General features: G+C 63.0%; 27 protein-coding genes. 15 read left to right on the top strand and 12 right to left on the bottom strand.

Translation table 11 applies throughout. The annotated features are described in order from the left end of the window. Positions 1–244: 244 nt before the first annotated feature. Entirely contained in the window at positions 245–1,129 is an 885-nt protein-coding gene (locus QIW53_RS15590) for a sugar nucleotide-binding protein (RefSeq protein ID WP_371050516.1), read from the top strand. Continuing rightward, the gene (locus QIW53_RS15585; protein ID WP_371050515.1) at positions 1,122–2,051 is read left to right on the top strand and encodes an NAD-dependent epimerase/dehydratase family protein; all 930 of its coding nucleotides are present in this window, start codon (positions 1,122–1,124) and stop codon (positions 2,049–2,051) included. The genes QIW53_RS15590 and QIW53_RS15585 overlap by 8 nt, the downstream gene beginning before the upstream one ends. 124 nt (positions 2,052–2,175) lie before the next feature. On the opposite strand, the gene QIW53_RS15580 is transcribed toward QIW53_RS15585, so the two are convergent. The 5 genes from QIW53_RS15580 to QIW53_RS15560 all read right to left on the bottom strand — a co-directional run bounded on the left by QIW53_RS15580 (position 2,176) and on the right by QIW53_RS15560 (position 6,260). Further along, on the bottom strand, positions 2,176–2,874 hold the full coding sequence (locus QIW53_RS15580; protein WP_371050514.1) for an OmpW/AlkL family protein: 699 nt from the start codon (positions 2,872–2,874) through the stop codon (positions 2,176–2,178). Between the two features lie 121 nt (positions 2,875–2,995). After that, complete coding sequence (locus tag QIW53_RS15575; RefSeq protein WP_371050512.1) at positions 2,996–3,514, bottom strand: DUF3299 domain-containing protein; 519 nt, start codon at positions 3,512–3,514, stop codon at positions 2,996–2,998. An 11-nt stretch (positions 3,515–3,525) separates the two neighbouring features. Beyond that, positions 3,526–4,791, bottom strand: a complete 1,266-nt coding sequence (locus QIW53_RS15570; RefSeq protein WP_371050510.1) for an ABC transporter permease — start codon at positions 4,789–4,791, stop codon at positions 3,526–3,528. 1 nt (position 4,792) lies between these two features. Continuing rightward, positions 4,793–5,503, bottom strand: a complete 711-nt coding sequence (locus QIW53_RS15565) for an ABC transporter ATP-binding protein (RefSeq protein ID WP_371050509.1) — start codon at positions 5,501–5,503, stop codon at positions 4,793–4,795. 154 nt (positions 5,504–5,657) lie between these two features. Continuing rightward, positions 5,658–6,260, bottom strand: a complete 603-nt coding sequence (locus tag QIW53_RS15560; protein ID WP_371050508.1) for a DUF2796 domain-containing protein — start codon at positions 6,258–6,260, stop codon at positions 5,658–5,660. A 135-nt stretch (positions 6,261–6,395) separates the two neighbouring features. Here QIW53_RS15560 and QIW53_RS15555 point away from each other — a divergent pair, with 135 nt between their 5' ends. Further along, positions 6,396–6,743, top strand: a complete 348-nt coding sequence (locus tag QIW53_RS15555; protein WP_371050507.1) for a hypothetical protein — start codon at positions 6,396–6,398, stop codon at positions 6,741–6,743. Here QIW53_RS15555 and trxA read toward each other — a convergent pair. The 3 genes from trxA to QIW53_RS15540 all read right to left on the bottom strand — a co-directional run bounded on the left by trxA (position 6,740) and on the right by QIW53_RS15540 (position 8,824). Further along, on the bottom strand, positions 6,740–7,612 hold the full coding sequence (gene trxA / locus QIW53_RS15550; protein ID WP_371050505.1) for a thioredoxin: 873 nt from the start codon (positions 7,610–7,612) through the stop codon (positions 6,740–6,742). The genes QIW53_RS15555 and trxA overlap by 4 nt on opposite strands. A gap of 94 nt (positions 7,613–7,706) precedes the next feature. After that, positions 7,707–8,363 carry a class I SAM-dependent methyltransferase gene (locus QIW53_RS15545; protein ID WP_371050504.1) on the bottom strand — a complete coding sequence of 219 codons (657 nt, stop codon included), beginning with the start codon at positions 8,361–8,363 and terminating at the stop codon, positions 7,707–7,709. After that, the gene (locus QIW53_RS15540) at positions 8,360–8,824 is read right to left on the bottom strand and encodes a YbaY family lipoprotein (protein WP_371050503.1); all 465 of its coding nucleotides are present in this window, start codon (positions 8,822–8,824) and stop codon (positions 8,360–8,362) included. The genes QIW53_RS15545 and QIW53_RS15540 overlap by 4 nt, the downstream gene beginning before the upstream one ends. Before the next feature lie 127 nt (positions 8,825–8,951). Here QIW53_RS15540 and nrdR point away from each other — a divergent pair, with 127 nt between their 5' ends. The 12 genes from nrdR to QIW53_RS15480 all read left to right on the top strand — a co-directional run bounded on the left by nrdR (position 8,952) and on the right by QIW53_RS15480 (position 17,698). Then, positions 8,952–9,416, top strand: a complete 465-nt coding sequence (gene nrdR / locus QIW53_RS15535; RefSeq protein WP_192309293.1) for a transcriptional regulator NrdR — start codon at positions 8,952–8,954, stop codon at positions 9,414–9,416. Then, entirely contained in the window at positions 9,413–10,546 is a 1,134-nt protein-coding gene (ribD, locus tag QIW53_RS15530) for a bifunctional diaminohydroxyphosphoribosylaminopyrimidine deaminase/5-amino-6-(5-phosphoribosylamino)uracil reductase RibD (protein WP_371050501.1), read from the top strand. Before nrdR ends, ribD begins: the two co-directional genes overlap by 4 nt. A 45-nt stretch (positions 10,547–10,591) precedes the next feature. Further along, positions 10,592–11,254, top strand: a complete 663-nt coding sequence (locus QIW53_RS15525) for a riboflavin synthase (protein WP_371050500.1) — start codon at positions 10,592–10,594, stop codon at positions 11,252–11,254. A 31-nt stretch (positions 11,255–11,285) separates the two neighbouring features. Continuing rightward, on the top strand, positions 11,286–12,377 hold the full coding sequence (gene ribBA, locus QIW53_RS15520) for a bifunctional 3,4-dihydroxy-2-butanone-4-phosphate synthase/GTP cyclohydrolase II (protein WP_192309287.1): 1,092 nt from the start codon (positions 11,286–11,288) through the stop codon (positions 12,375–12,377). A 91-nt stretch (positions 12,378–12,468) separates the two neighbouring features. Beyond that, positions 12,469–12,945 carry a 6,7-dimethyl-8-ribityllumazine synthase gene (gene ribH / locus QIW53_RS15515; protein WP_077045597.1) on the top strand — a complete coding sequence of 159 codons (477 nt, stop codon included), beginning with the start codon at positions 12,469–12,471 and terminating at the stop codon, positions 12,943–12,945. Further along, on the top strand, positions 12,942–13,442 hold the full coding sequence (gene nusB, locus QIW53_RS15510) for a transcription antitermination factor NusB (RefSeq protein WP_371050499.1): 501 nt from the start codon (positions 12,942–12,944) through the stop codon (positions 13,440–13,442). The genes ribH and nusB overlap by 4 nt, the downstream gene beginning before the upstream one ends. Before the next feature lie 23 nt (positions 13,443–13,465). After that, a complete protein-coding gene (gene thiL / locus QIW53_RS15505; protein WP_371050498.1) occupies positions 13,466–14,431 on the top strand; it encodes a thiamine-phosphate kinase in 966 nt (321 codons plus the stop codon). Further along, positions 14,428–14,931: a phosphatidylglycerophosphatase A family protein gene (locus QIW53_RS15500; RefSeq protein ID WP_371050497.1), complete on the top strand. Its 504-nt coding sequence runs from the start codon at positions 14,428–14,430 to the stop codon at positions 14,929–14,931. Before thiL ends, QIW53_RS15500 begins: the two co-directional genes overlap by 4 nt. A 21-nt stretch (positions 14,932–14,952) precedes the next feature. Further along, the gene (locus tag QIW53_RS15495) at positions 14,953–15,690 is read left to right on the top strand and encodes a substrate-binding periplasmic protein (RefSeq protein ID WP_371050496.1); all 738 of its coding nucleotides are present in this window, start codon (positions 14,953–14,955) and stop codon (positions 15,688–15,690) included. A gap of 174 nt (positions 15,691–15,864) precedes the next feature. Then, complete coding sequence (gene ribA / locus QIW53_RS15490; RefSeq protein ID WP_371050495.1) at positions 15,865–16,482, top strand: GTP cyclohydrolase II; 618 nt, start codon at positions 15,865–15,867, stop codon at positions 16,480–16,482. Then, the gene (locus QIW53_RS15485) at positions 16,479–16,898 is read left to right on the top strand and encodes an MFS transporter (protein ID WP_371050494.1); all 420 of its coding nucleotides are present in this window, start codon (positions 16,479–16,481) and stop codon (positions 16,896–16,898) included. Before ribA ends, QIW53_RS15485 begins: the two co-directional genes overlap by 4 nt. Further along, the gene (locus tag QIW53_RS15480; RefSeq protein ID WP_371050493.1) at positions 16,898–17,698 is read left to right on the top strand and encodes a cobalamin-binding protein; all 801 of its coding nucleotides are present in this window, start codon (positions 16,898–16,900) and stop codon (positions 17,696–17,698) included. The genes QIW53_RS15485 and QIW53_RS15480 overlap by 1 nt, the downstream gene beginning before the upstream one ends. A 116-nt stretch (positions 17,699–17,814) precedes the next feature. Here QIW53_RS15480 and QIW53_RS15475 read toward each other — a convergent pair whose 3' ends face one another. From QIW53_RS15475 to QIW53_RS15460, 4 genes are all read right to left on the bottom strand, one after another. Beyond that, positions 17,815–19,662: a TonB-dependent receptor domain-containing protein gene (locus QIW53_RS15475; RefSeq protein ID WP_371050492.1), complete on the bottom strand. Its 1,848-nt coding sequence runs from the start codon at positions 19,660–19,662 to the stop codon at positions 17,815–17,817. A gap of 143 nt (positions 19,663–19,805) precedes the next feature. Next, positions 19,806–21,704, bottom strand: a complete 1,899-nt coding sequence (gene dxs, locus QIW53_RS15470; RefSeq protein ID WP_371050491.1) for a 1-deoxy-D-xylulose-5-phosphate synthase — start codon at positions 21,702–21,704, stop codon at positions 19,806–19,808. Positions 21,705–21,795: 91 nt separating this feature from the next. Beyond that, positions 21,796–22,683, bottom strand: a complete 888-nt coding sequence (gene ispA / locus QIW53_RS15465) for a (2E,6E)-farnesyl diphosphate synthase (RefSeq protein WP_371050490.1) — start codon at positions 22,681–22,683, stop codon at positions 21,796–21,798. Then, entirely contained in the window at positions 22,680–22,922 is a 243-nt protein-coding gene (locus tag QIW53_RS15460; RefSeq protein WP_007894317.1) for an exodeoxyribonuclease VII small subunit, read from the bottom strand. Before QIW53_RS15460 ends, ispA begins: the two co-directional genes overlap by 4 nt. Between the last annotated feature and the right edge of the window lie 94 nt (positions 22,923–23,016).

Raw genomic sequence — 23,016 nt, 5'->3', positions numbered from 1 at the left:
CAAGCCAGCTCCCACAGTGATTTATGTTGTTCACAACTTTTGCGACAACACTGAACCCTGTGGGAGCTGGCTTGCCAGCGATAGGGCCAGTGGCCACACCTCAAAACCCGCCATCTACACTTTTACGGATGACGGTTGCGCACTAAACCCGCAAAATGCAACGATTCCGGCATCTATCGACGGCACCGCCCGCCAGCGATGTCGATTAAGCCATTGTTCCAACACGACTGGGCCTGCTGACTCTATGCGAATGCGCCTTATGTTACTGGGCGGCGGAAATGCCCTTGGGCAGGCGCTGATTCGCCTGGGTGCGGAGGAAGACATCGGTTTCCTCGCCCCCCGCCCACCGCAGGACGGCTGGGATGCCGCGAGCCTGACGCAACTGCTCGACGACACCCGACCGGACGCGCTGATCAACCTCGCCTACTACTTCGACTGGTTTCAGGCGGAGACGGTCAGCGAGTCGCGTCTGGCCGGGCAGGAGCGGGCGATCGAGCGCCTGGCCGAATTGTGCCAGCATCACAACATCATCTTGCTGCAACCCTCAAGCTATCGCGTGTTCGACGGTTCCCGGGCCACGGCCTACAGCGAGAAGGACGAACCGGTGCCGCTGGGCCTGCGTGGCCAGGCCCTGTGGCGGATCGAGCAGAGCGTGCGCGCCACTTGTCCGCAACATGTGTTGCTGCGTTTCGGCTGGCTGCTCGACGACAGCCCCGAGGGGACGTTGGGACGATTCCTCGCCCGGGCGGAAAATCCTGAAGAATTATTGATGGCCGACGACCGTCGGGGTAACCCGACACCGGTGGACGATGCGGCCCGGGTCATCATCTCGGTGCTCAAGCAACTCGATTGCGCGGCGCCGCTGTGGGGCACCTATCACTACGCCGGGCACGAAGCGACCACGCCGCTGGCCTTGGGGCAGGCGATTCTGAGCGAAGCCCGCGCGCTGCATCCGCTGGCCATCGAGGAGCCCACCGCCCAGGCCCACGCCGCGCGCCCGGACGCCGCCGAAGAGCCGCAACACGCGGTACTGGCCTGCAAGAAAATCCTTCATACCTTCGGGATCAAGCCCCGCGCCTGGCGTGCGGCCCTCCCGGGCCTACTGGACAGGTTTTATCGCCATGGCTGACGGCCCCGTTCTGATCACCGGTGGTGCCGGTTTCATCGGCTCGCACCTGACCGATGCCTTGCTGGCCAAAGGTTGTTCGGTACGAATCCTCGATGACCTGTCCACCGGCAAGCGCAGCAACCTGCCGCTGGACAATCCGGCGATGGAACTGGTCGTCGGTGACGTCGCCGATGCGGCCCTGGTCGCGCAGGCCATGCGCGGTTGCAGTGCGGTCGCGCACCTGGCGGCAGTGGCGTCGGTGCAGGCCTCGGTGGACGATCCGGTGAAGACCCACCAGAGCAATTTCATCGGCTCGCTGAATGTCTGCGAAGCCATGCGCCAGACCGGCGTCAAGCGCGTGCTCTTTGCCTCCAGCGCGGCGGTCTATGGCAACAATGGCGAAGGCGAGTCGATTGACGAAGACACGCCCAAGGCGCCTTTGACGCCGTACGCTTCGGACAAGTTGGCCAGCGAGTATTACTTCGACTTCTACCGTCGCGAGCATGCACTGGAACCGGCGATTTTCCGCTTCTTCAACATCTTCGGTCCGCGCCAGGATCCGTCCTCGCCCTATTCCGGGGTGATCAGCATTTTCAGCGAGCGTGCACAAAAGGGCCTGCCGATCAGCGTGTTCGGCGATGGCGAGCAGACACGGGATTTCGTTTATGTCGCCGATCTGGTCGAGCTGCTGGTGCAGGCGATCGAGCAGCCGCAGGTGGACGGCGGCGCCGTCAATGTGGGCTGGAACCAGGCCACCAGTCTCAAACAGATGCTCGATGCGCTGAAGGACGTGGTGGGCGATCTGCCCTCCGTGAGTTACGGCCCGGCGCGCTCCGGTGATATCCGTCATTCGCGGGCCGACAACCAGCGCTTGCGCGAGCGTTTTACCTTGCCGGCGCAGACCCCCATGAGTGTCGGACTGGCGCGGTTGATGGGGCGATAAAAACTGTAGGAGCGAGCAAGCTCGCGAGAAACGTCCAGACGACGTGGGCACTCAGAGATCCCGCGTCATCGTTGACGTCCATCGCGAGCTTGCTCGCTCCTACAGGTGTTGCGGTCGCTCGGCTTTAGAACTTGTAGCCCAGGCCGACCATGTAGATGAACGGGTCGACCGCCACGTTGACCTTGGCCCGGGTGCCCGGTGCGACTGCGTTGTTTTCCACGGTCGCCTGAGTGTCGATGTCGATGTAACGCACCTGGGCGTTGAGCAGGATGTTGTCGGTGATCATGTAGTCGGCACCGACCTGGAACGCCATGCCCCAGGAATTTTTCGCCTTGAAGTTGCTGAAGCCGTTGGCCTTGGCATCGCTGCTCAGTTCTTCGTCGAAGATCCAGGTGTAGTTGATGCCGGCGCCGACGTACGGCTGGAACGCAGACTTGGCGTCCAGCGGGTAGTACACGACACTCAGGGTTGGCGGCAGGTGTTTCAGGCTGCCGAGTTTGCCGTTGGCGGCGTCGAGCGCGGTGTTCTTGAGTTTGACGTCATGCTGGAACGGCGTGGCCGCCAACAGCTCGATACCCCAGTGGCTGTCGATCATGTAAGCGAAGTTCAGACCCAGCTGGGTGTCGCTGTCCATGGTGGCCTTGCCACCCAGATCGGCGCCTTTGAGCGGACCCTGATCGACCTTGACGCTGGAGCTGTCGGCTTTCGGGTTGACGGTGATCGCACCGGCACGGATGAGGATGTCGCCAGCTTCATGGGCATGGGCGATAGGGGCGGCGAGCGCGAGGGCGAACAACGATGCGCTGAGCAAAGACTTGTGCATGGAGGCTCCAGAAGGACGTTGAAAATGTTTGATGTCCCAATGGTACGGAGCCGTCTGATACGGTCTTTTGATTCAGCTCAATGAAACAGTGATGGGGTGTTTTTTCGCGGAACTTGCTGACTCACTCCGGCAATTCATAAATGAAAATCTTGTCGGCCTCCATCTGATACCCGGCATCCGCCAGCTCGCTGGTCGACGCTTTCACTTGCAACGCCCCTTCGATCCAGTACGGCTGATACAGCTCATCGAGCTTCACCCCGACTTCACTTTTCACATGCACGATCTGGTTCGACGGCGGTGGTGGTACGTGGATGCAGGCACCGAAATACGGCACCAGCAGAAACTCCGTGGTGCGGCCTTCTTCGCTCACTTCCAGCGGCACGATGTAACCCGGCAGACGAATCCTCTGCCCATCGAGGCTCTTGACCACCGGCGCATTGGGCATCTCCTGTTTCGCGGCGGGAGCGGACTCGGCAGACAGTGCGTTGCCCATCTGCGACAGGTCATGCATGGGGGTCATGTTCGGCACTTCCGGCATCGCATCGGGCGGAATCATTTCCGACCAGGTCAGCTCTTTCGGCTCGGCCGCCCACAGCGGCAGGGCGAACAGCATCAACAGCGCAAGCACGGCGCGGGGCATCATTAACGTCCTCATAGTCGGATCGACAGGCCATCGGCCAGGGATTGGCGATACGCGCGCCAGGCCGGCACGCTGCCCATCAGCAGCGCGGCGACAAGAATGCCACCGAGCAGCGTCCATTCATATTCGCTGGGCCAGGCCAGGGGCAGATACAAACCATAATTGGCCTGCACAAAGCCCTGCGCGGCGGCGATGCCCAGGTACAGCAAAGCCACGCCGGCGATCACGCCCGACAGGGCCAGGGCAAAGGCTTCCAGCACCAGCAGCGTCGCGATGTGCCAGGGGCGGGCGCCGACCGAACGCAGAATCGCCATTTCGCGCCGGCGTTCGTTGAGGCTGGTGAGAATCGCCGTGAGCATGCCGATCAACCCGGTCAGCACCACGAACAGCGAGACCACGAACAAGGCTTTTTCCGCCGTGCTCATCAAGCTCCAGAGTTCCTGCAGCGCCACGCCCGGCAGAATGGCCAGCATCGGTTCGCCACGGAATTCGTTGATTTCGCGCTGCAACGCGAAGGTCGAAATCTTGCTGTTGAGGCCGAGCATGAACGCGGTGATCGCCTGGGGCGTCAGGTCCATGTTGCGCGCCTGGTCGGCGCTGATCCGGCCGTTGCCACGGGCCGGCACGCCGTTGTGCCAGTCGATGTGAATCGCTTCCATGCCGCCAAGGCTGATGTGCAGCGTGCGGTCCACCGGCGTGCCGGTGCGCTTGAGAATGCCGACCACGGTGAACGGCTTGTCGTCGTGCTTCACCAGACTGATGGCGGCCACGCCGTGGGCCAGCACCAGTTTGTCGCCCAGCTTGTAATGCAGCGCTTCGGCGACTTCGGCACCGAGTACCACTTCAAAGGGATCAGTGGCGAAGGCGCGACCGTCGGCCAGTGCCAGGTGTTGCTGGCGACCGTATTGATAATGCTCGAAGTAGGCCTCGGTGGTGCCCATCACGCGGTAGCCACGGTGGGAGTCGCCGAGGGACATCGGGATCGCCCATTTCACTTTCGGGTTGCTGGCGAAGTGTTCGAAGCTGTCCCAGCGGATGTTGTTGGTAGCGTTGCCGATGCGGAACACCGAATACAGCAGCAGGTTCACCGAACCCGAGCGCGCGCCGACGATCAGGTCGGTGCCGCTGATGGTGCTGGCGAAACTGGCCTTGGCTTCGGTGCGCACGCGCTCCACGGCCAACAGCAGGCAGACTGACAGGGCGATGGCGAATGCGGTGAGGATCGCGGTGAACCGGCGATTAGCCAGGCTGGCCATGGCTAGACGAAACAAATACATCTCAGACCTCTGCGGGCGTGGCGGCGCGATTGAGTTCGGCCAGCGACAGGTTGCGATCGAACAGCGGCGCGAGGCTCTGATCATGGCTGACGAACAGCAGGCTCGACCCCGCGTCCCGGCATTCGGCGAACAGCAGGCGAATGAAGTTTTCGCGCGCGTCGTAGTCCAGGGCGGACGTCGGCTCGTCGGCGATCACCAGTTCCGGCTGACCGATCAACGCCCGGGCGGCGGCGACCCGTTGTTGCTGACCGATGGATAACGAGTCGGCACGGCGACCGAGCATGTCTGCATCCTTCAGGCCCAGGTGCGCGAGGAGGGTGGCGGCGGCCTGGTCCACGCTGCCGTGACGCTGGATCGCCCGTTCGGCACGCAGCCGGGAAAAGTGACAGGGCAACTCGACGTTCTCGCGCACCGAGAGAAACGGCAGCAGGTTGAACTGCTGGAAGATGTAACCGGTGTGATCGACCCGGAAGCGATCACGCGCGCCGGCGCCCAGCTCCGTCAGCTCCTGGCCGAGCAGGCGAATGCTGCCGCGATCGGGTTTCTGCACGCCACCCAGCAGGCCGAGCAAGGTGGTCTTGCCGCTGCCGCTCGGTCCCTTGAGGAAAAGTGTTTCACCCGGCTCCAGACGAAACGCCGGGATGTCCAGCAGTGGCGGGTGACCGGGCCAACTGAAGCCCAGGCCGGACAATTCGATGAGTGCTTGAGTCATGTCAAACCGGTTGGTTGAAGGGTTGTGCTGCGCCTGTAGGAGCGAGCATGCTCGCGATGGTCGCCAGACCACCGTTGGGTATCAGGCAGGCCGCGTTATCGTTGACGTCCATCGCGAGCATGCTCGCTCCTACAGGAGTTAAATCATCAGGTAATCAAAACTTCAGCGCAGCCGCCTTGGCCGTCACTTCCACGCCTTGCTGGCCGCTCGGGCTGATCAGTTGTACCTGAATTTTCTGGGTTGCCGGGAAGGTATTGAAAATGTTCGCCAGGTCCAGGGTCTTCAGCGCGCCGGGAGCGGAGCAGTTGAACTGGTAATGAGCATGGATCTCGCTGTGGTCGTGATGGTGCTCGCCCTTGGCCTCGTCATCATGGTCGTGATCACCCTCCGCCCCGGGCTTGTCGCCGAACAACGGGCTTTCCAGTTCCTGACTCGCCACCGTGCAACCGGCGGCTTTGGGCAGGTTGAACAGGGCCAGGGGTTTTTCCAGCTGGGCGCGGGCGGCAGCGACCTTGGCCTTGTCGGCGTCCGTGGTGGCGGCGTGTTCGAACCCCACCAGGTTCATCGCCGGGCTTTCCAGTTCCAGCTCCAGGGTCTGGCCATCCAGCGCGGCGTTCAGGCGACCGACACCATGTTCATGGGCGCCGAGACTGCCGTGTTCATGGTCATGGTCGTGATCATGATCATGTTCTTGCGCCGCGTGAGCGACGGCCAGCGGTAACAAGGCAAACGGCAGAGCGAGCAGCAGACGACGCATGATGAATCTCCGGAGCGCAAGATGAATAAATTGTTATGTAATCTTATAACGAAAGTGCGGAGAGTTTGACCGTCTGCTTGGCGTTGCACAAGTCCCATGGGAGCATGTCGGTCAGAAATGTGCGGGAGCAGACTTATGTTGCGGATACGCGGAACCATCGGCGACTGGCCGGTGGATTTGACCCTGGAGATGGATGACGCCGACTGGGCGCGGCTTGGCGCGCAGGTGCAGGTGGTCAAGCCTGAAGCCAGCGAGGCGCCGGTGAGAGCGTTGAACCAGGACGACACGCAATGGCAGGTCGCGAAAGACCTGTTGCGCAAGGCCGGTCAATTGAGCGGGCCGGATCTGCTCGATCAACTGGAAGGCTTGACCGGCAGTGCGGCCTCGGGCAAACGCCTGCTGGTGCGCTTGCGCCATTGCGCCGAGGTCAAAGTGTCGAGCGGCGGGGATACGCCGCTCTACACCTGGATCGCGCAGGCTTAGTACAGCGCGGCAAACAACTTGCGGCGGTAGGTGGTCACCAGCGGGTGATCATTGCCCAGCAGTTCGAACACTTGCAGCAAGGTCTTGTGCGGCAAGCCTTCGCTGTAGCTGCGGTTGCGGATGAACAGCTTGAGCAGCGCATCCAGCGCGGCGTCGTACTGCTGACGGGCCAATTGCTGGACCGCCAGTTGATACACCGCTTCATCGTCCTGCGGGTTCTTCGCCAGGCGTGCCTTCAAGTCGGCAGCATCCGGCAGGTCCTTGGCCTGGCCAAGAAACTGAATCTGCGCTTTCGCACCCGCCAGGGCCGCTTTGTGTTCATCGCTTTTCACCGCGTCGAGCACGGTCTGCGCTTCACCCAGTTCGCCGCGCTCGGTCAGGCAGCGGGCATAGAGAATCAGCGCCCCGGCGTTGGTATTGTCTTCGCCCAGCAGCGCGGTGAGCACGGCTTCGGCGTCGGCGAAACGGCTCTCGTCGAACAACGCCTGGGCCTGTTCCAGCGGATCGGCCGCTGCCGGTGGCGGCATTTGCACGTGCGGCTCGAGCAGCGCCCGTACGGCCGACTCCGGTTGGGCGCCGGCAAAGCCGTCGACGGGCTGACCATCCTTGAACAGCACCACGGTCGGCAGGCTGCGAATGCCGAAACGGGCGACGATGTCCTGCTCGACGTCGCAGTTGACCTTGGCCAGCAGCAACTCGCCCTGGTAGCTCTCGGCGATGCTCTGCAGCATGGGCATCAGCACTTTGCAGGGCGCACACCATTCGGCCCAGAAGTCCACCAGCACCGGCTTGTGGAAGGAATTCTCGATCACCGACTGCTCGAAGTCAGCGGTCGTGGCGTCGAAAATGTACGGCGTTTCCTGACTCATGGAGAGATCTCTTGAAAGCGTGAATGGGGTCACTATAAGGCTTGGCGGGGTGTGGCCGGAAGCGGCGGGTCGTTTGAGCCTGTTTGCGATGCTGTCAGGCGCGCCGCGCGTGATACAGGCTCACATGGCGAAACTCCTCGGGTTCGGCCAGGTCCGGCAAGGTCATGGCCTCGAGCATCTCGATGCGCCGATACATCGGGTGATGAAAATCCCTGACCCGTGAATCGGCGACCAGCGCTTGCTGGCCGCGACTCAGGAACTCATCGAGCAGCGGCAGGTTCGCCCGGTCGTACAGCACGTCCGCCACCAGAATCAGGTCGAAGCGATCGGCCTCGGCGAAAAAGTCTGCCGAGTAGTTCAGTTGCACATCATTGAGCGCCGCGTTTGCCCGGCAGGCGGTCAACGCCAGCGGGTCCAGGTCGCAGGCCACCACTTCCAGCGCGCCGGCCTTTGCCGCCGCGATCCCGGCGATCCCGGAGCCCGCGCCGAAATCCAGCACGCGCTTGCCTTTGACCCATTCGGGAAACTGCGCGAGATAGCGGGCAACCGCCAGACCGCTGGCCCAGCAGAAACTCCAGTACGGCGGCTCATGCAGAATCCGCCGGGTTTCTTCCGGGCTGAACGCTCGGTCCATGCGGTCACCATCGATCAGCCAGAGCTTGAGCGCGGTGCCCGGTAATTCACACACCACCAGGCGGGCGTCGCCCAGCAGTTCACTCAACGGCTGCTGCAGGTCGAGCGGTGCAATCATGGTGCTTTGACAAATTGCAGCTGGCCCAGGGCCTGGGTGGTCGGCTGGGTGATGAGCTGCGCAGGCAGATGCAGGATCAGTTGCCCGGACTGGCTGGCGCGGCCGCGCAGTTCAACCCGGGCACCCACAGGAAATGCCTCGGGATTGAAGCGCAGGTGGAATGGCAGCAGCTGGTTGTTGCCGATCAGGCTCGAACTGGCGAGCAACTGCTGCGGGCGGTCCTTTTCGTCGATGACCAGCAGCGCCAGTTCGACTTCAGCGCCCTGCGGCACACCTTGCAGGGTGCCGCTCAGCTCACGCTGATAGGCGGGCAGCGGGCCCAGCTCGGTCGCCTGCCGGGCTTTCTTCTGCGCCGCCTGCGGAGCGGGGCCGGGCGTGGGAGGCTGGGGCTTGGGGGCGTCGCTGCCGCAGGCCACCAGCAAGCTGAAAACACTGAGCAGTACGAGCGGTTTTAGGGACATTTGCGGCTCCAGCAAGGTGAAATCCATGAATGGACACGATTGTCAGTCTGTATACCGCAAACCCTATGGCTTGTCTTGCCACCGGGATGCGCTACCATGGCCCTCCCTTTTTTTGTTGCCTGCCACCATGCACTGTCCCTTCTGCGGTGCCAACGACACCAAGGTCATCGACTCGCGTCTGGTCGCCGAGGGCGAACAGGTGCGCCGCCGGCGCGAATGCCTGGCCTGCGGTGAGCGTTTCACGACGTTCGAGACCGCTGAACTGGTGTTGCCGCGCCTGATCAAAACCGACGGCAGTCGCCAGCCGTTCGACGAAGAAAAACTGCGCGCCGGCATGCAGCGGGCGCTGGAGAAGCGCCCGGTGAGTGTCGAGCGCCTCGAATCGTCGCTGGTGCACATCAAACACAAACTGCGCGCCACCGGCGAGCGCGAGGTCAAATCCCTCGTGGTCGGTGAGCTGGTGATGGCCGAGCTGAAAAAGCTCGACGAAGTCGCTTATATCCGTTTCGCCTCGGTGTATCGCCGCTTCCAGGACCTCAACGAGTTTCGCGAAGAAATCGATCGCCTGGCCCGGGAGCCGGAGAAAGAATGAGCGCACCCGCCGAGCAGGCCATCCTCGACGCCCACTACATGGCCCGTGCCCTGGAACTGGCGCGCAAGGGGCATTACACCACCCACCCCAATCCCCGGGTCGGCTGTGTGGTGGTGCGTGACGGGCAGATCGTCGGCGAAGGCTGGCATGAGCGCGCCGGCGAACCCCACGCCGAAGTCCATGCCCTGCGCGCGGCGGGCGACAAGGCCCGGGGCGCCACCGCCTACGTCACCCTGGAACCGTGCAGTCACCACGGCCGCACGCCGCCCTGCGCCGATGCACTGGTCAATGCCGGCGTTGCCCGGGTGGTCGCCGCGATGCAGGACCCTAATCCGTCAGTCGCCGGGCGCGGCCTGCAGCGTTTGGCCGAGGCGGGCATCGCGGTTCAAAGCGGGGTACTGGAAGGCGAGGCGCGCCAGCTCAATCAGGGTTTCCTCAAGCGCATGGAACACGGCCTGCCGTTCGTGCGGGTCAAATTGGCGATGAGCCTGGACGGGCGCACGGCGATGGACAACGGTGAGAGCCAATGGATCACCGGTCCCGCTGCGCGTTCGGCGGTCCAGCGTCTGCGGGCCCAGGCCAGCGTAGTGCTGACCGGCGCCGACACGGTGCTGGCGGACAACGCACGCTTGACCGTGCGCGCCGATGAATTGGGCCTGGATGCCGGGCAAACCGCGCTGGCCATGAGTCGCCCCCCGTTGCGCGTGCTGGTCGATGGACGTCTGCGCGTGCCGCTGGATGCACCGTTTTTCAAGGCCGGCCCGGCGTTGGTCGCCACCTGCATGGCCGTCGAGGAACAATACGCCAATGGCCCGGAGTGCCTGATCGTCGCAGGCGGCGATGGCCTGGTGGACTTGCGTCAGTTGTTGGTGGAACTGGCCCATCGCGGCGTCAACGAAGTGCTGGTCGAGGCCGGACCACGCCTTGCGGGTGCCTTTGCCCAGCAAGGCCTGGTGGACGAATTCCAGATTTTCATCGCCGGCAAGTTTCTCGGCTCTTCGGCCCGGCCGTTGCTGGACTGGCCACTGGAGCACCTGAAGGATGCGCCTGAGCTCAAAATCACTGACATTCGCGCGGTTGGCGATGACTGGCGAGTCACTGCCATTCCCGCACCAAAGGCGAGCGTATAATCCCGGGCTGCGCCACACGACGGCCCTGTTCTCGAGGAGGACTCCATGTTCACCGGCATCATCGAATCCATCGGCAGTATTCGTGCATTGACCCCAAAAGGCGGAGATGTGCGGGTACACGTAGCAACCGGCAAGCTCGACCTGAGCGACGTCAAACTGGGTGACAGTATCGCGGTCAACGGCGTATGCCTGACCGCCGTCGAGTTGCCTGGCAATGGCTTTGCAGCGGATGTCAGTCGCGAAACCCTCGACTGTACCGCCATGAACGACCTGAAAAGCGGCAGCCCGGTCAATCTGGAAAAAGCCCTGACCCCGACCACTCGCCTTGGCGGGCACCTGGTCAGTGGTCACGTCGACGGCGTGGGCGAAGTGGTTGCCCGTACCGAAAACGCGCGTGCCGTGGAGTTCCGCATCCGCGCCCCGAAAGAGCTGGCCAAATACATCGCCCACAAAGGCTCGATCACCGTCGACGGCACCAGCCTGACCGTGAACGCGGTGGATGGCGCCGAGTTCCTGCTGACCATCATTCCACACACCCTCAGCGAAACCATCATGGCGTCGTACCAGCCAGGTCGCCGGGTGAATCTGGAAGTCGACCTGCTGGCCCGTTACCTGGAGCGCCTGTTGCTGGGTGACAAGGCCGCAGAGCCGACCGCCGGTAACATCACCGAAAGCTTCCTGGCCCAAAACGGCTATCTCAAATCCTGACGCTCCAATGTCGAAAGAAGGGGGGTGCCCAGTGGCGCTCAATAGCATCGAAGAACTGGTTGAAGACATCCGCCAAGGCAAGATGGTCATCCTCATGGATGACGAAGACCGCGAGAACGAGGGCGACCTGATCATGGCCGCCGAGTGCTGCCAGGCCGAGCACATCAACTTCATGGCCAAGCATGCCCGGGGCCTGATCTGCATGCCGATGAGCCGCGAGCGCTGCGAGCTGCTGAAGCTGCCGCTGATGGCGCCGCGCAATGGTTCCGGTTTCGGCACCAAGTTCACCGTGTCGATCGAAGCGGCCACCGGCGTGACCACCGGCATTTCCGCCGCCGACCGCGCGCGCACCGTGCAGGCCGCCGCTGCAAAAGACGCCAAGGCTGAAGACATTGTCAGCCCCGGCCATATTTTCCCGCTGATGGCCCAGGCCGGCGGCACCCTGGCCCGTGCCGGCCACACTGAAGCGGCCTGCGACCTGGCGCGCATGGCCGGTTTCGAACCGAGCGGGGTGATCTGCGAAGTGATGAACGACGACGGCACCATGTCTCGTCGCGCCGAACTGGAAGCCTTCGCCGCCGAACACAACATCAAGATCGGCACCATTGCCGACCTGATTCATTACCGGATGATCCACGAACGTACCGTTCAGCGGATTGCCGAGCAGCCGCTGGACAGCGAACTGGGCCAATTCAACCTGGTGACCTATCGTGATTCCGTGGAAGGCGACGTGCACATGGCGCTGACCCTGGGCACCGTCTGCGCCGAAGAGCCGACCCTGGTGCGAGTGCATAACATGGACCCGCTGCGCGACCTGCTGATGGTCAAGCAGCCAGGCCGCTGGAGCCTGCGCGCCGCCATGTCCGCCGTGGCCGAGGCCGGCAGCGGTGTGGTGCTGCTGCTCGGGCACCCGCTCGATGGCGACGTGTTGCTGGCGCATATCCGTGAAACCGGCGATCACGTGGCGGTGAAAAAGCCGACCACCTACAGCACCGTGGGTGCCGGTTCGCAGATTCTTCGCGACCTGGGCGTACGCAAAATGCGCCTGATGAGTGCGCCGATGAAATTCAATGCGATATCCGGTTTCGATCTGGAAGTTGTAGAATACGTGCCCTCCGAATAATGACCGGTTGTTCCCGGCCCTGAATTCGCGGCAAATAAATCACTGAGGGACGCGTAGCAGACGCGTCCCGGCTCTTTAAGAGATCTGACGAATGACCCTGAAGACCATCGAAGGTACCTTCATCGCCCCTAAAGGCCGCTACGCTCTGGTAGTGGGCCGCTTCAACAGCTTCGTCGTTGAAAGCCTGGTCAGCGGTGCCGTTGATGCCCTGGTTCGCCATGGCGTGAGCGAAAGCGACATCACCCTCATCCGCGCACCGGGCGCCTTCGAAATCCCGCTGGTTGCGCAGAAAGTCGCTCAGAAAGGCGAGTTCGCGGCAATCATTGCCCTGGGCGCAGTCATTCGTGGCGGTACTCCGCACTTCGAATACGTGGCAGGTGAATGCACCAAGGGCCTGGCCCAGGTGTCCATGGAGTTCGGCGTACCGGTTGCCTTCGGCGTCCTGACCGTCGATTCCATCGAACAAGCCATCGAACGTTCCGGCACCAAGGCCGGCAACAAAGGTGCTGAAGCTGCCCTGTCCGCTCTGGAAATGGTCAGCCTGCTGGCGCAGTTGGAGGCCAAGTGATTAGCGACGATAGCGATCGTTTCAACCCGCGCGATCCCAAGCCTGCGGATGCCGGCAAGCCATCGAAAAGCGTCAAGCGTCGTGAAGCCCGTCAGCTCGCGACCCAGGCGCTGTACCAATGGCACATGGCCAAGCAGTCGCTGAACGAGATCGAAGCGCAATTCCGGGTCGATAACGATTTCACCGATGTCGATGGTGCCTACTTCCGTGAAATCCTCCACGGTGTGCCGGCGCAGAAGGACAAGATCGACGCGGCACTCAAGCCTTGCCTGGACCTGACCATCGAAGAGCTGGACCCGGTCGAGCTGGCCGTGCTGCGCCTGTCCACCTGGGAACTGTTGGAGCGCGTCGACGTGCCATACCGCGTTGTGATCAACGAAGGTATCGAGTTGGCGAAAGTCTTCGGCTCCACCGACGGCCACAAGTTCGTCAACGGTGTGCTCGACAAGCTGGCCCCGCGTCTGCGTGAAGCTGAAGTGAAGGCGTTCAAGCGCTGATTCGCGCTTGAACAGCCGTTGCCATGGGCGAGTTTGAGCTGATCCGCAACTTCTTTGCCGCCGCGCCTTGTGCGCAGGGCGGCGAAGGCGTTGCACTGGGGATCGGCGATGACTGCGCCTTGCTGGCGGTTCCTTGCGGGGAACACCTGGCGATTTCCACCGATACCCTGGTGGCCGGCGTGCACTTCGCCGATCCCTGCGACCCGTTTCTGCTCGGTCAGCGCTCGCTGGCCGTGGCTGTCAGTGATCTGGCGGCCATGGGCGCCACGCCCGTTGCCTTTACCCTTGCCCTGACCTTGCCGACGGTGACTGCCGATTGGCTGCAAGCCTATGCCCGTGGTTTGAACCTGATGGCGCAGCAGTGCGGCGTGGCCCTGGTGGGGGGCGATACCACCCGTGGACCGTTGAGCCTGACCGTGACCGTATTCGGTCGTGTGCCGGCCGGCCACGCGCTGACCCGCAGCGGTGCTCGGGTGGGCGACCTGTTGTGCGTCGGCGCCGAGCTGGGCAATGCCGCCGGCGCCTTGCCGCTGGTGCTTGGCCAACGTACGGCGCCCGCCGATATCGCCAACCCGTTGCTGGCGCATTACTGGTCGCCGCCCCCTCAGCTCGCGCTGGGCCAGGCGCTGCGCGGCAGAGCCACTGCGGCGTTGGACATCTCCGATGGGCTGCTGGCCGATTGCGGGCATATTGCGCAGGCGTCGAAGGTCGGCATTCAGGTTGAACGGGAGCGTTTGCCGCTGTCGAAAGCTTTGGTGGCGTTGCTCGGCCAGTCAGGCGCCGAAGAAGCCGCGTTGAGTGGCGGCGATGATTACGTGCTGGTGTTCACACTGCCGTCCGTCGAGTCGGCCGGCCTGCTCGACGAGGGATGGCCAATCCATGTGATCGGGCGCGTGGTGCCGGGGCAGGGCGTGGTGTTGCTGAATGCCGATGGACAAGACATCACCCCGCCCATCCGGGGCTATCAACATTTTAGGGAGACACCGTGACAGATCATCCCAAGCAGGTTCCGGCGGAGTTCGTGCCGCCATCGGTCTGGCGCAATCCCTGGCATTTCCTGGCATTCGGCTTCGGTTCGGGCACCTTGCCCAAGGCACCTGGCACCTGGGGTTCGTTAGTTGCGCTACCCTTCATTCCGTTGTGGCAGATGTTGCCCGACTGGGGTTACTGGCTGATGCTGGGCGTCACCATGCTGTTCGGCTTCTGGCTCTGTGGCAAGGTGGCCGACGATTTGCGGGTACACGACCACGAAGGCATCGTCTGGGACGAGATGGTCGGCATGTGGATCACCCTGTGGCTGGTGCCGGAAGGCTGGTATTGGTTGCTCGCGGGTTTTGTCGTGTTCCGCTTCTTCGACATTCTCAAGCCCTGGCCAATACACTGGGTTGACCGGCATGTGCACGGAGGCGTCGGAATCATGCTCGACGATGTGCTGGCCGGGGTGTTTGCGTGGCTGGCGATGCAAGGGTTGGTATGGATTTTCGCCTGAGTGGCGAAACAGGGGACTGGGATGGCTCGACGCTGGTTGGCTGTAATGCTGTTTGCAATGATTGGCTCGCTTGCCCAGGCGGGGGAGGTCGAGCCATTGCCGTCGGTCATCCATTTGGCCAGCGAAGACTGGGAAGACTACACCGCCGCCGACGGTCACGGTCTGGGTTGGGACGTTCTGCGTGAAGTGTTCGAACCGGTCGGCGTCAAGCTGGATATTCGCTCCGAACCCTACACCCGCTCCATTGGCCTGGCCCAGCGCGGCGAAGTGGACGCCTGTGTCGGCGCCTATCGCGATGAAGTCAGCGACCTTTTGTACCCACACTGGAACTTCGACACCGACCATATCTACGCACTGGGTCTGACCAGCAGCCCGGTGCCGACCGCGCAGACGCTGGGCAATTATCGACTGGCCTGGGTGCGTGGCTACGACTACCAGGACTACCTGCCGAACATCACCCACTACAACGAAGTCATTCGGCGCACCGGCATCCTGTCGATGCTCCTCCAGGATCGCGCGGACTATTACATCGATGCGTTGACCGAGGTCGATTACGTGATCCATCGCGCCAAGGACCCTTCGCTGTTCCGGCGCACGCACATTGCCGAACTGCCGCTGTATCTGTGTTTTGCCAACAACCCCAAAGCGCGGAAACTGATGGCGCTGTTCGACCAGCGTATGGAACTGTTGGTCAAGAGCGGCCAGTTGAAACCGATCTTCGAGCGCTGGAAACAGCCGTATCCATTTGAATCGAACTGAAGCAGGCTTTGATTTCCGGAGGCTTTCACCTCGCCGGCTGCACCCAGGCATACAAAGGTGTGATCTAACTTATAGATCGGTATGTCCCATAATTCAGCCTAAGCGTGTCCCGGAACGTGCTGTTACAATGCCGCGTCTGCGAATCTCCAGTACCCCTAGATCAGGAGCACCCCGGTGTCCGTCGTTTTTGTCGCCGCTTGCAAGCTGCCAATGCCTTTTGCGCAATTCACCATGCACGGTTTTCTCGATGAAGAGAACGGGCGCGAGCATGTCGTGCTGAGCCTGGGCGAGTTCGATGACGGCGCGCCAGTGCTCGGCCGGCTGCACTCCGAATGCCTGACCGGCGATGCCTTGTTCAGCCAGCGTTGCGACTGCGGTTCGCAGCTCGAGGCGGCCCTGCGCGCGATCGCCCGCGAAGGCCGTGGTGTGCTGCTGTACCTGCGTCAGGAAGGCCGCGGCATCGGTCTGCTGAACAAGATCCGCGCCTATGAGTTGCAGGATGGTGGCGCCGATACCGTTGAAGCCAACGAACGCCTGGGTTTCGCAGCCGACCAGCGTGACTACGCCATGTGCCTGCCGATGCTGCAACACATGGGGGTCAAATCCCTGCGCCTGATGACCAACAACCCGCGCAAGGTCAAAGCCTTGACCGACATGGGCATTGCAGTGGCCGAGCGTGTGCCGCTGCATACAGGACACAACCCGCACAACAAGCTCTACCTGGCGACCAAGGCCAGGAAGCTCGACCACATGATGGGTAACGAGCACCAGGGCGAGGTCGATCCGGCGTGACCCGGGGTCAAGTGCGGCGTCGACTGTCCGTCAGCTGGTGGCAATACCTGGCGCTGGCCTTGCTGCCACTGTTCGTGATCAACGGCGTATTTGGCACCGGCGAGCCGATTCTGCCGGTGCTGGCAATGCCGATGTTCATTGCCGGTCTGGCTTCCATGTTTGTCAGCCTGAAATTTTTCCACCGTTACAAGCATGCCTTGATCGCCACCGGCAAAGCCCTGGACACACCTGAAGAACCGGCCGCCTGGATTACCCTGGCTGCGCGGCGTCGTGACGCGTTTCTCGCGGCCGGCCTGCCAGCCTGGATCGGCGCCCTGGCGGTGTTCGTGGGGCTGGAAGCGGTGCCACTGGTGTTGCTGGCGATATCGACCGCCGTGCTGTTCTACCTTTACCGTATTCCGCGTCAACTCAGCTGATGACCCGCGTCTGGCTGGCGATCCTGCTGCTGTCCGTGTGCGGGGTGGCCGGTGCTGCCGGGCGCGTCGTCAGTCTCGCACCGTCCCTGTCCGAAATCGTCGTTGAACTGGGCGCCGCCGACCTTCTTGTCGGGGTGCTGGACGCCGGTGAGCGACCGGCCGAGATGCAGAATCTGCCGTCCGTTGGCCGCTACGGTCAGTTGGATATCGAACGCCTGCTCAGCCTGAAACCCGACTTGCTGCTGCTCTGGCCCGGCAGTGTCAGCCCGGCTCAGCGTGACCAGCTGCAGCGCCTGCACATTCCCACCTACGTCGCCGAACCGCACGACCTTGAGCAACTCACGGCGCAAATAGAAGCCATCGCCGCGCAACTTGGCCGGCCCGAGCGAGGTGTTGTCCTCGCCGGCGACCTGCGCCAACAGGTGGCTGCCCTGCGCCAGCGCTATCGGCGCGATGAGCCGTTGCGGGTGTTTTATCAAGTCTGGGACCGGCCGCTGTACACCGTCGGGGGTGGGCAAATCATCAGCGACGCGTTGCAGGTGTGCGGGGCACGCAATGTGTTCGCCGACCTGAAGCTGCCGGCGCCGCAGGTCAGTGTCGAAGCGGTGTTGCAGCGTAATCCCGAGGTGATCGTCGCCAGCGAGCGGGCGCAGCTCGAGGCGTGGAAGGCGTGGCCGAGCGTTGCGGCGGTGGCGCAGGGGCGCTTGCGTGCGCTGCCGGACAAGGGCCTGGAGCGGCCAAGCGGGCAGATGGTTGAGGCGGTGGCCAGGTTGTGCCGGGTGATTGCGCCAGACCGTTAGGGCCTCATCGCGGGCAAGCCCGCTCCCACAGGGTGTCGGGAGCACTGAAGTTCCACTGTGGGAGCGGGCTTGCCCGCGATGAGGCCAGTCAATACACCGAGGAATCCGGATCAGCACTACGGTGTCCAGGTCACCCCGAACATCCACACCCGACCCTCTTCGCGATACCCGTACTGAATGCCGTCATGGCTGTAAAGCGCCCGGCTGTACTCCTTGTCCAACAGGTTATCCACCTTCAGCTCCAGCGAAACCTCGCGATTCAACGCCCAACTGCTCCGCACGCCGAGTAAGGCGTAGCCGCCCAATGGCTGCCGGTTGGCTTCATCGTCATAACTGCTGCTGACCGCTTGCCAACTGGCGCCCAGGCCCAAACGATCGAACTGGCGGTCCAGGTCCAGGCTCAGGGTGCGCCGCGCACGGCGGGCCAGGGTGTGGCCACTGTCGCGATCGCGCGGGTCGATGATCGCCACCCCGAGATTGCTCTGCCAGCCGAACAGTTCCTGCTTCAAGGCCGCTTCAAAACCGTTGATCCGCGCCGAGGCAACGTTCTCTGGGCGGCCGTTGCTGCCAAAGATGATCGCGTCCGCAAGGTCGGTGCGGTACAGCGAGGCTTCGAGGCGGCTGTTATCGGTCAGTTGACTGCGCCATTGCAGCTCGTAGCTTTTCGAGGTTTCCGGCTTCAGGTCCGGGTTGCTGAAATCCGGGTAGTACAGGTCGTTGAAGGTCGGGGCGCGGAAGCCCTCGCTGTAGGTCAGCAGCAGATCGTTGTCCGGGTTCAGCGGCAGGGTGAAGGTGCCGCTCCAACTGTTCTGGCTGCCGAACTGCTGGTTCTGGTCGCGACGCAGGCCCAGTTCCGTGGAGAAGCTGCCTGCCTCGAAGCGATGTTGCACGAACGCTGCACGGTTCCAGCGGCTGTCTTCGTCGAATGGCGTGCTGCTGTTGATGCGGTCTTCATACCAGTCACCACCCAGAATCAGGCTGTTGCGGGCGTCGAGCGTCAGGTCGTTCTGCCAGTTCAGCGAGTCGCGGTAGGTGTTGAACACGCTGTGCGGGTCGCTGAGCTTGTCGATGGTTTCCTCGCGGTTCTCGCTATGACCGAATTCGACGCGGGTTTTCCAGCGCTCGTTGACCCGCGCATCGACATAGCTGCTGATGCTGCTGACGGTGAAGCGGTTGTAAGGCTGTTGCTGGATAAAGGGGCTATCGAACGCGCTTTTCCCGCGGTTATCCAAAAGATTCGCGCCCACTTCCAGGTCTTCATTGACCGCGTGGCTCAGGGAAAGGCTGATGGATTTGTTGCGGTACTCGTCGTGATCGCCGTCAATGGGAAAGGACTGCCGGGTGCGATCGATGCCCGCCGTTTCATCGAGGCTCGCACCGAGGTTGAAGCGGGTTTGCGCGTCGCCACCGGACACGCCAAGGCTGCGCTCCCAGGTCTGGTGGCTGCCAATGCCCACGTGCAGGCGCGGTTGCAGGCCTTGTTCGGCTCCGCGCCGGGTGAAGATCTGGATCACCCCGCCAATTGCATCGCTGCCATAAATCACCGAACGGGAACCGCGCAGCACTTCCACGCGCTCGACCTGTTCGATGTTGATGTGTTGCAGATTGCTGTCACCGGAGGTCGAGTTGCCGATGCGCTGACCATCCACCAGCACCAGGCTCTGCGCCGACTTGGTTCCGCGAAGGTAGATCCCGGGCAGGCTGCCGCGCCCACCGGTTTGCCCGACCTGCACTCCCGGCACGCGACGCAGCAGGTCGGTGATGCTGTTGGGTTGCAGGCGGTCGATATCGTCGCGGGTAAACACGGTGTTGGCGGCGCTGCTGTCGTTGCGCGCTTCGACCTGGCGGTTGGCGCTGATCAGCACATCCGGGAGCTTGAGCGCCTGGTCACGTTCGAAGGTGTCGGCCAGGAGTGGGGCGCAGGGCAGGAGGGTCAGTGCCAGGGCCAGGCGGGGGAGGGGCATGGATTGTCCAGTGAGACCGATACAAAACCAACGTGGGAGCGGGCTTGCTCGCGAAAGCGATGTGTCAGTCAGCATTTCCATCGACTGATGCACCGCTTTCGCGAGCAAGCCCGCTCCCACAGTTTTTGCATTGGGTTTGAAAATTAAGTGTTCAGCAAATCAAGGCGCTCGCGCACCGACGCCTCGATCCCGGCCTCGTCCAGACCGCACTCGGCCAGCATCTGCGCCGGTTTGGCGTGCTCGACGTAGCTGTCCGGCAGCCCCAGGTGCAGGATCGACTTGAGGATGTTCTCGCGGGCCAGGAACTCGCTGACGGCGCCGCCTGCGCCGCCCATGATCGCGTTTTCCTCGATGGTCACCAGCAGCTCGTGATTGCCGGCGATTTCGCGAACCAGCGCTTCATCGAGCGGTTTGACGAAGCGCATGTCGACCACGGTCGCGTCCAGCGTCTCGGCGACCTTCAAGGCCTCGGCCAATTGCACGCCGAACACCAGCAGGGCGACCTGGCTGCCCTGGCGGCGAACCACGCCCTTGCCGATCTCCAGCGGTTGCAGGTCTTTGTCGATGGGGGCGTTCGGGCCGTTGCCGCGCGGGTAACGCACGGCCGCCGGGCCGTTGTACAGGTGGCCGGTGGTGAGCATCTTGCGCAGTTCGTTTTCGTCGCTAGGGGTCATCACCAGCATGCCGGGAATGCAACGCAGGAACGAGAGGTCGAAGCTGCCGGCGTGCGTCGGGCCATCTTCACCCACCAGGCCCGCACGGTCGATGGCGAAGAGCACGTCGAGGTTTTGCACGGCGACGTCATGCACCAGTTGGTCGTAACCGCGCTGCAGGAAGGTCGAATAGATGGCCACCACCGGTTTCGCGCCTTCGCAGGCCATGCCGGCGGCGAGGGTCACGGCGTGCTGCTCGGCAATGGCCACGTCGAAATAGCGCAGCGGGAAACGTTCGCTGAACGCCACCAGGTCGGAGCCTTCCTTCATCGCCGGGGTAATGCCCACCAGGCGCGGGTCGGCCGCGGCCATGTCGCACAGCCATTCGCCGAACACGCCGGAATACTTCGGCCCGCTGGCCTTTTTCGGTGCTGCGGCCGGGGCGTCGACGGGCTCGAGCTTGGTAATCGCGTGGTAGCCGATCGGATCGACTTCCGCCGGAGCGAAGCCTTTGCCCTTCTTGGTGACGACGTGGAGGAATTGCGGGCCCTTGAGGTCGCGCATGTTGCGCAGGGTGGCAATCAGTGTCGGCAGGTCGTGGCCATCGATCGGGCCGATGTAGTTCCAGCCCAGCTCTTCGAACAGCGTGCCGGGGACCAGCATGCCCTTGGCGTATTCTTCGGTGCGCCGGGCGATTTCCCAGGCGCCGGGCAGGCGCGACAGGACCTTCTTGCTGCCCTCGCGCATGCTGGCGTAGGTGCGGCTGGAAAGGATCTTCGCCAGGTAGTTCGACAGCCCGCCGACATTGCGCGAGATCGACATGTCGTTGTCGTTGAGGATCACCAGCATGTTGGCGTTCACTTCCGGCGCGTGGTTCAGCGCCTCGAAGGCCATGCCGGCGGTCAACGCGCCATCGCCGATCACCGCAATCGCCTTGCGATCGCTGTTCTGCAGGCGGGCGGCAATGGCCATGCCCAGTGCAGCGCTGATCGACGTGCTGGAGTGGCCGACGCCAAAGGTGTCGTACTCGCTTTCGGAGCGACGCGGGAAGGCGGCAATGCCGTCCTTCTGGCGCAGGGTGCCCATGCGCTCACGACGGCCGGTGAGGATCTTGTGCGGGTAGGCCTGATGACCGACGTCCCACACCAACCGGTCGTCCGGGGTGTCGAAGACGTAATGCAGCGCGATGGTCAGCTCGATGACGCCCAGGCCGGCACCGAAATGCCCACCGGTCTGGCCGACCGTGTAGAGCAATTCCAGGCGCAACTCATCGGCCAGGGTTTCCAGCTCGGCTTCACCTAGCCGGCGCAGGCCGTCCGGCGTGTTGGCGCGGTCGAGCAGGGGCGTGGTCGGGCGCTTGCGGGGAATCTCATGAAACGTCGTGGGCATCAGGCGAATCGTTATAGGTATAAAAGATGCGGCAGTTTACCTGATGCATCGCCCCCTGCCCACGCGTTGGTCTTTTTTGGCCGATACGCCGTCAGCTGCGGCGATCGACGATATACCGCGCCAGCTCGCGCAACGGCTCTGCCGCCGCGTCAAACGGTCGCAGCGCATGCAGGGCCTGGTCGCGCAGTTCCAGGGCGTAGGCCTTGGCGGCGTCGAGGCCGAGCAGGGCCGGGTAGGTCGGCTTGTCGCGGGCGATATCGGCACCCTGGCGCTTGCCGAGGGTTTGCGTATCGCTTTCGACGTCGAGGATGTCGTCCTGCACCTGGAACGCCAGGCCGATGGCCTGTGCATAGGTCTTCAGGGATTTGAGTTCGTCCTTCTCGGCGCGGCCGCTGGCCAGTGCGCCGAGCTTGACGCTGACCTCGATCAGCGCGCCGGTCTTGTGCCGGTGCATGTATTCGAGGGCTTGCTGATCGAGCTTGAGGCCCACCGAACCGAGGTCGATGGCCTGGCCGCCGACCATGCCCGCCGGGCCGGCTGCCAGTGCCAGGGCACTGACCATCTGCAGGCGGATGTCGGCATCCGCCGAACTCAGGCGCGGATCGAGCAGGGCGCTGAAGGCCAGGCTCTGCAAGCCGTCACCGGCGAGAATCGCGCAGGCTTCGTCGAATTTCTTGTGGGTGGTGGGTTGGCCGCGACGCAGGTCGTCGTCGTCCATGGCCGGCAAATCGTCGTGCACCAGGGAATAGGCGTGGATCAATTCCACCGCGCAGGCCGCGCCGTTGGCTTGCTCGGCCGCGCCGCCCAAGGCTTCGCAGGCGGCATAGGCCAGCAGCGGGCGAACACGCTTGCCGCCATTCATCACGCTGTAGCGCATGGCTTCGTACAGCCGTGCAAGTTCAGGGCTGGGTGCGTTGAACAGGGTTTCCAGCGCCGCGTTGACCCGGGCCTGGCTGGTCGCGGAATACGCCGCGATCATTCTGGCTGATCCGCGTCGAAAGGTTCTTCGGCCAGCTCGCCATCACGTTCGAGCAACACTTGAACCTTCTGCTCGGCCTGGGCCAGTGCTGCCTGGCAATCGCGGGTCAGGCCGATACCTTGCTCGAAAGCCGTCAGCGAGTCCTCCAGCGACAATTCGCCGTTCTCCAGTCGCTCTACCAGTGTTTGCAGGTCAGCGAGGGATTGTTCGAAATCCAGTGCAGCTTTTTTGCGGGCCATGGCGGCTATTTCCGGTTGACGTTAAACCGGCGCGACACTAGCAGATAGGGGGTTTATGGGCAAATTGGCGGGGACGACAGTGCCCCTGTGGGAG

Source organism: Pseudomonas fluorescens (assembly GCF_041354075.1).
Classification (GTDB): Bacteria; Pseudomonadota; Gammaproteobacteria; order Pseudomonadales; family Pseudomonadaceae; genus Aquipseudomonas; species Aquipseudomonas fluorescens_CE.
The sequence above is the reverse complement of the archived record's forward strand: the minus strand, read 5'-3'. Positions and strand labels throughout refer to the sequence as shown.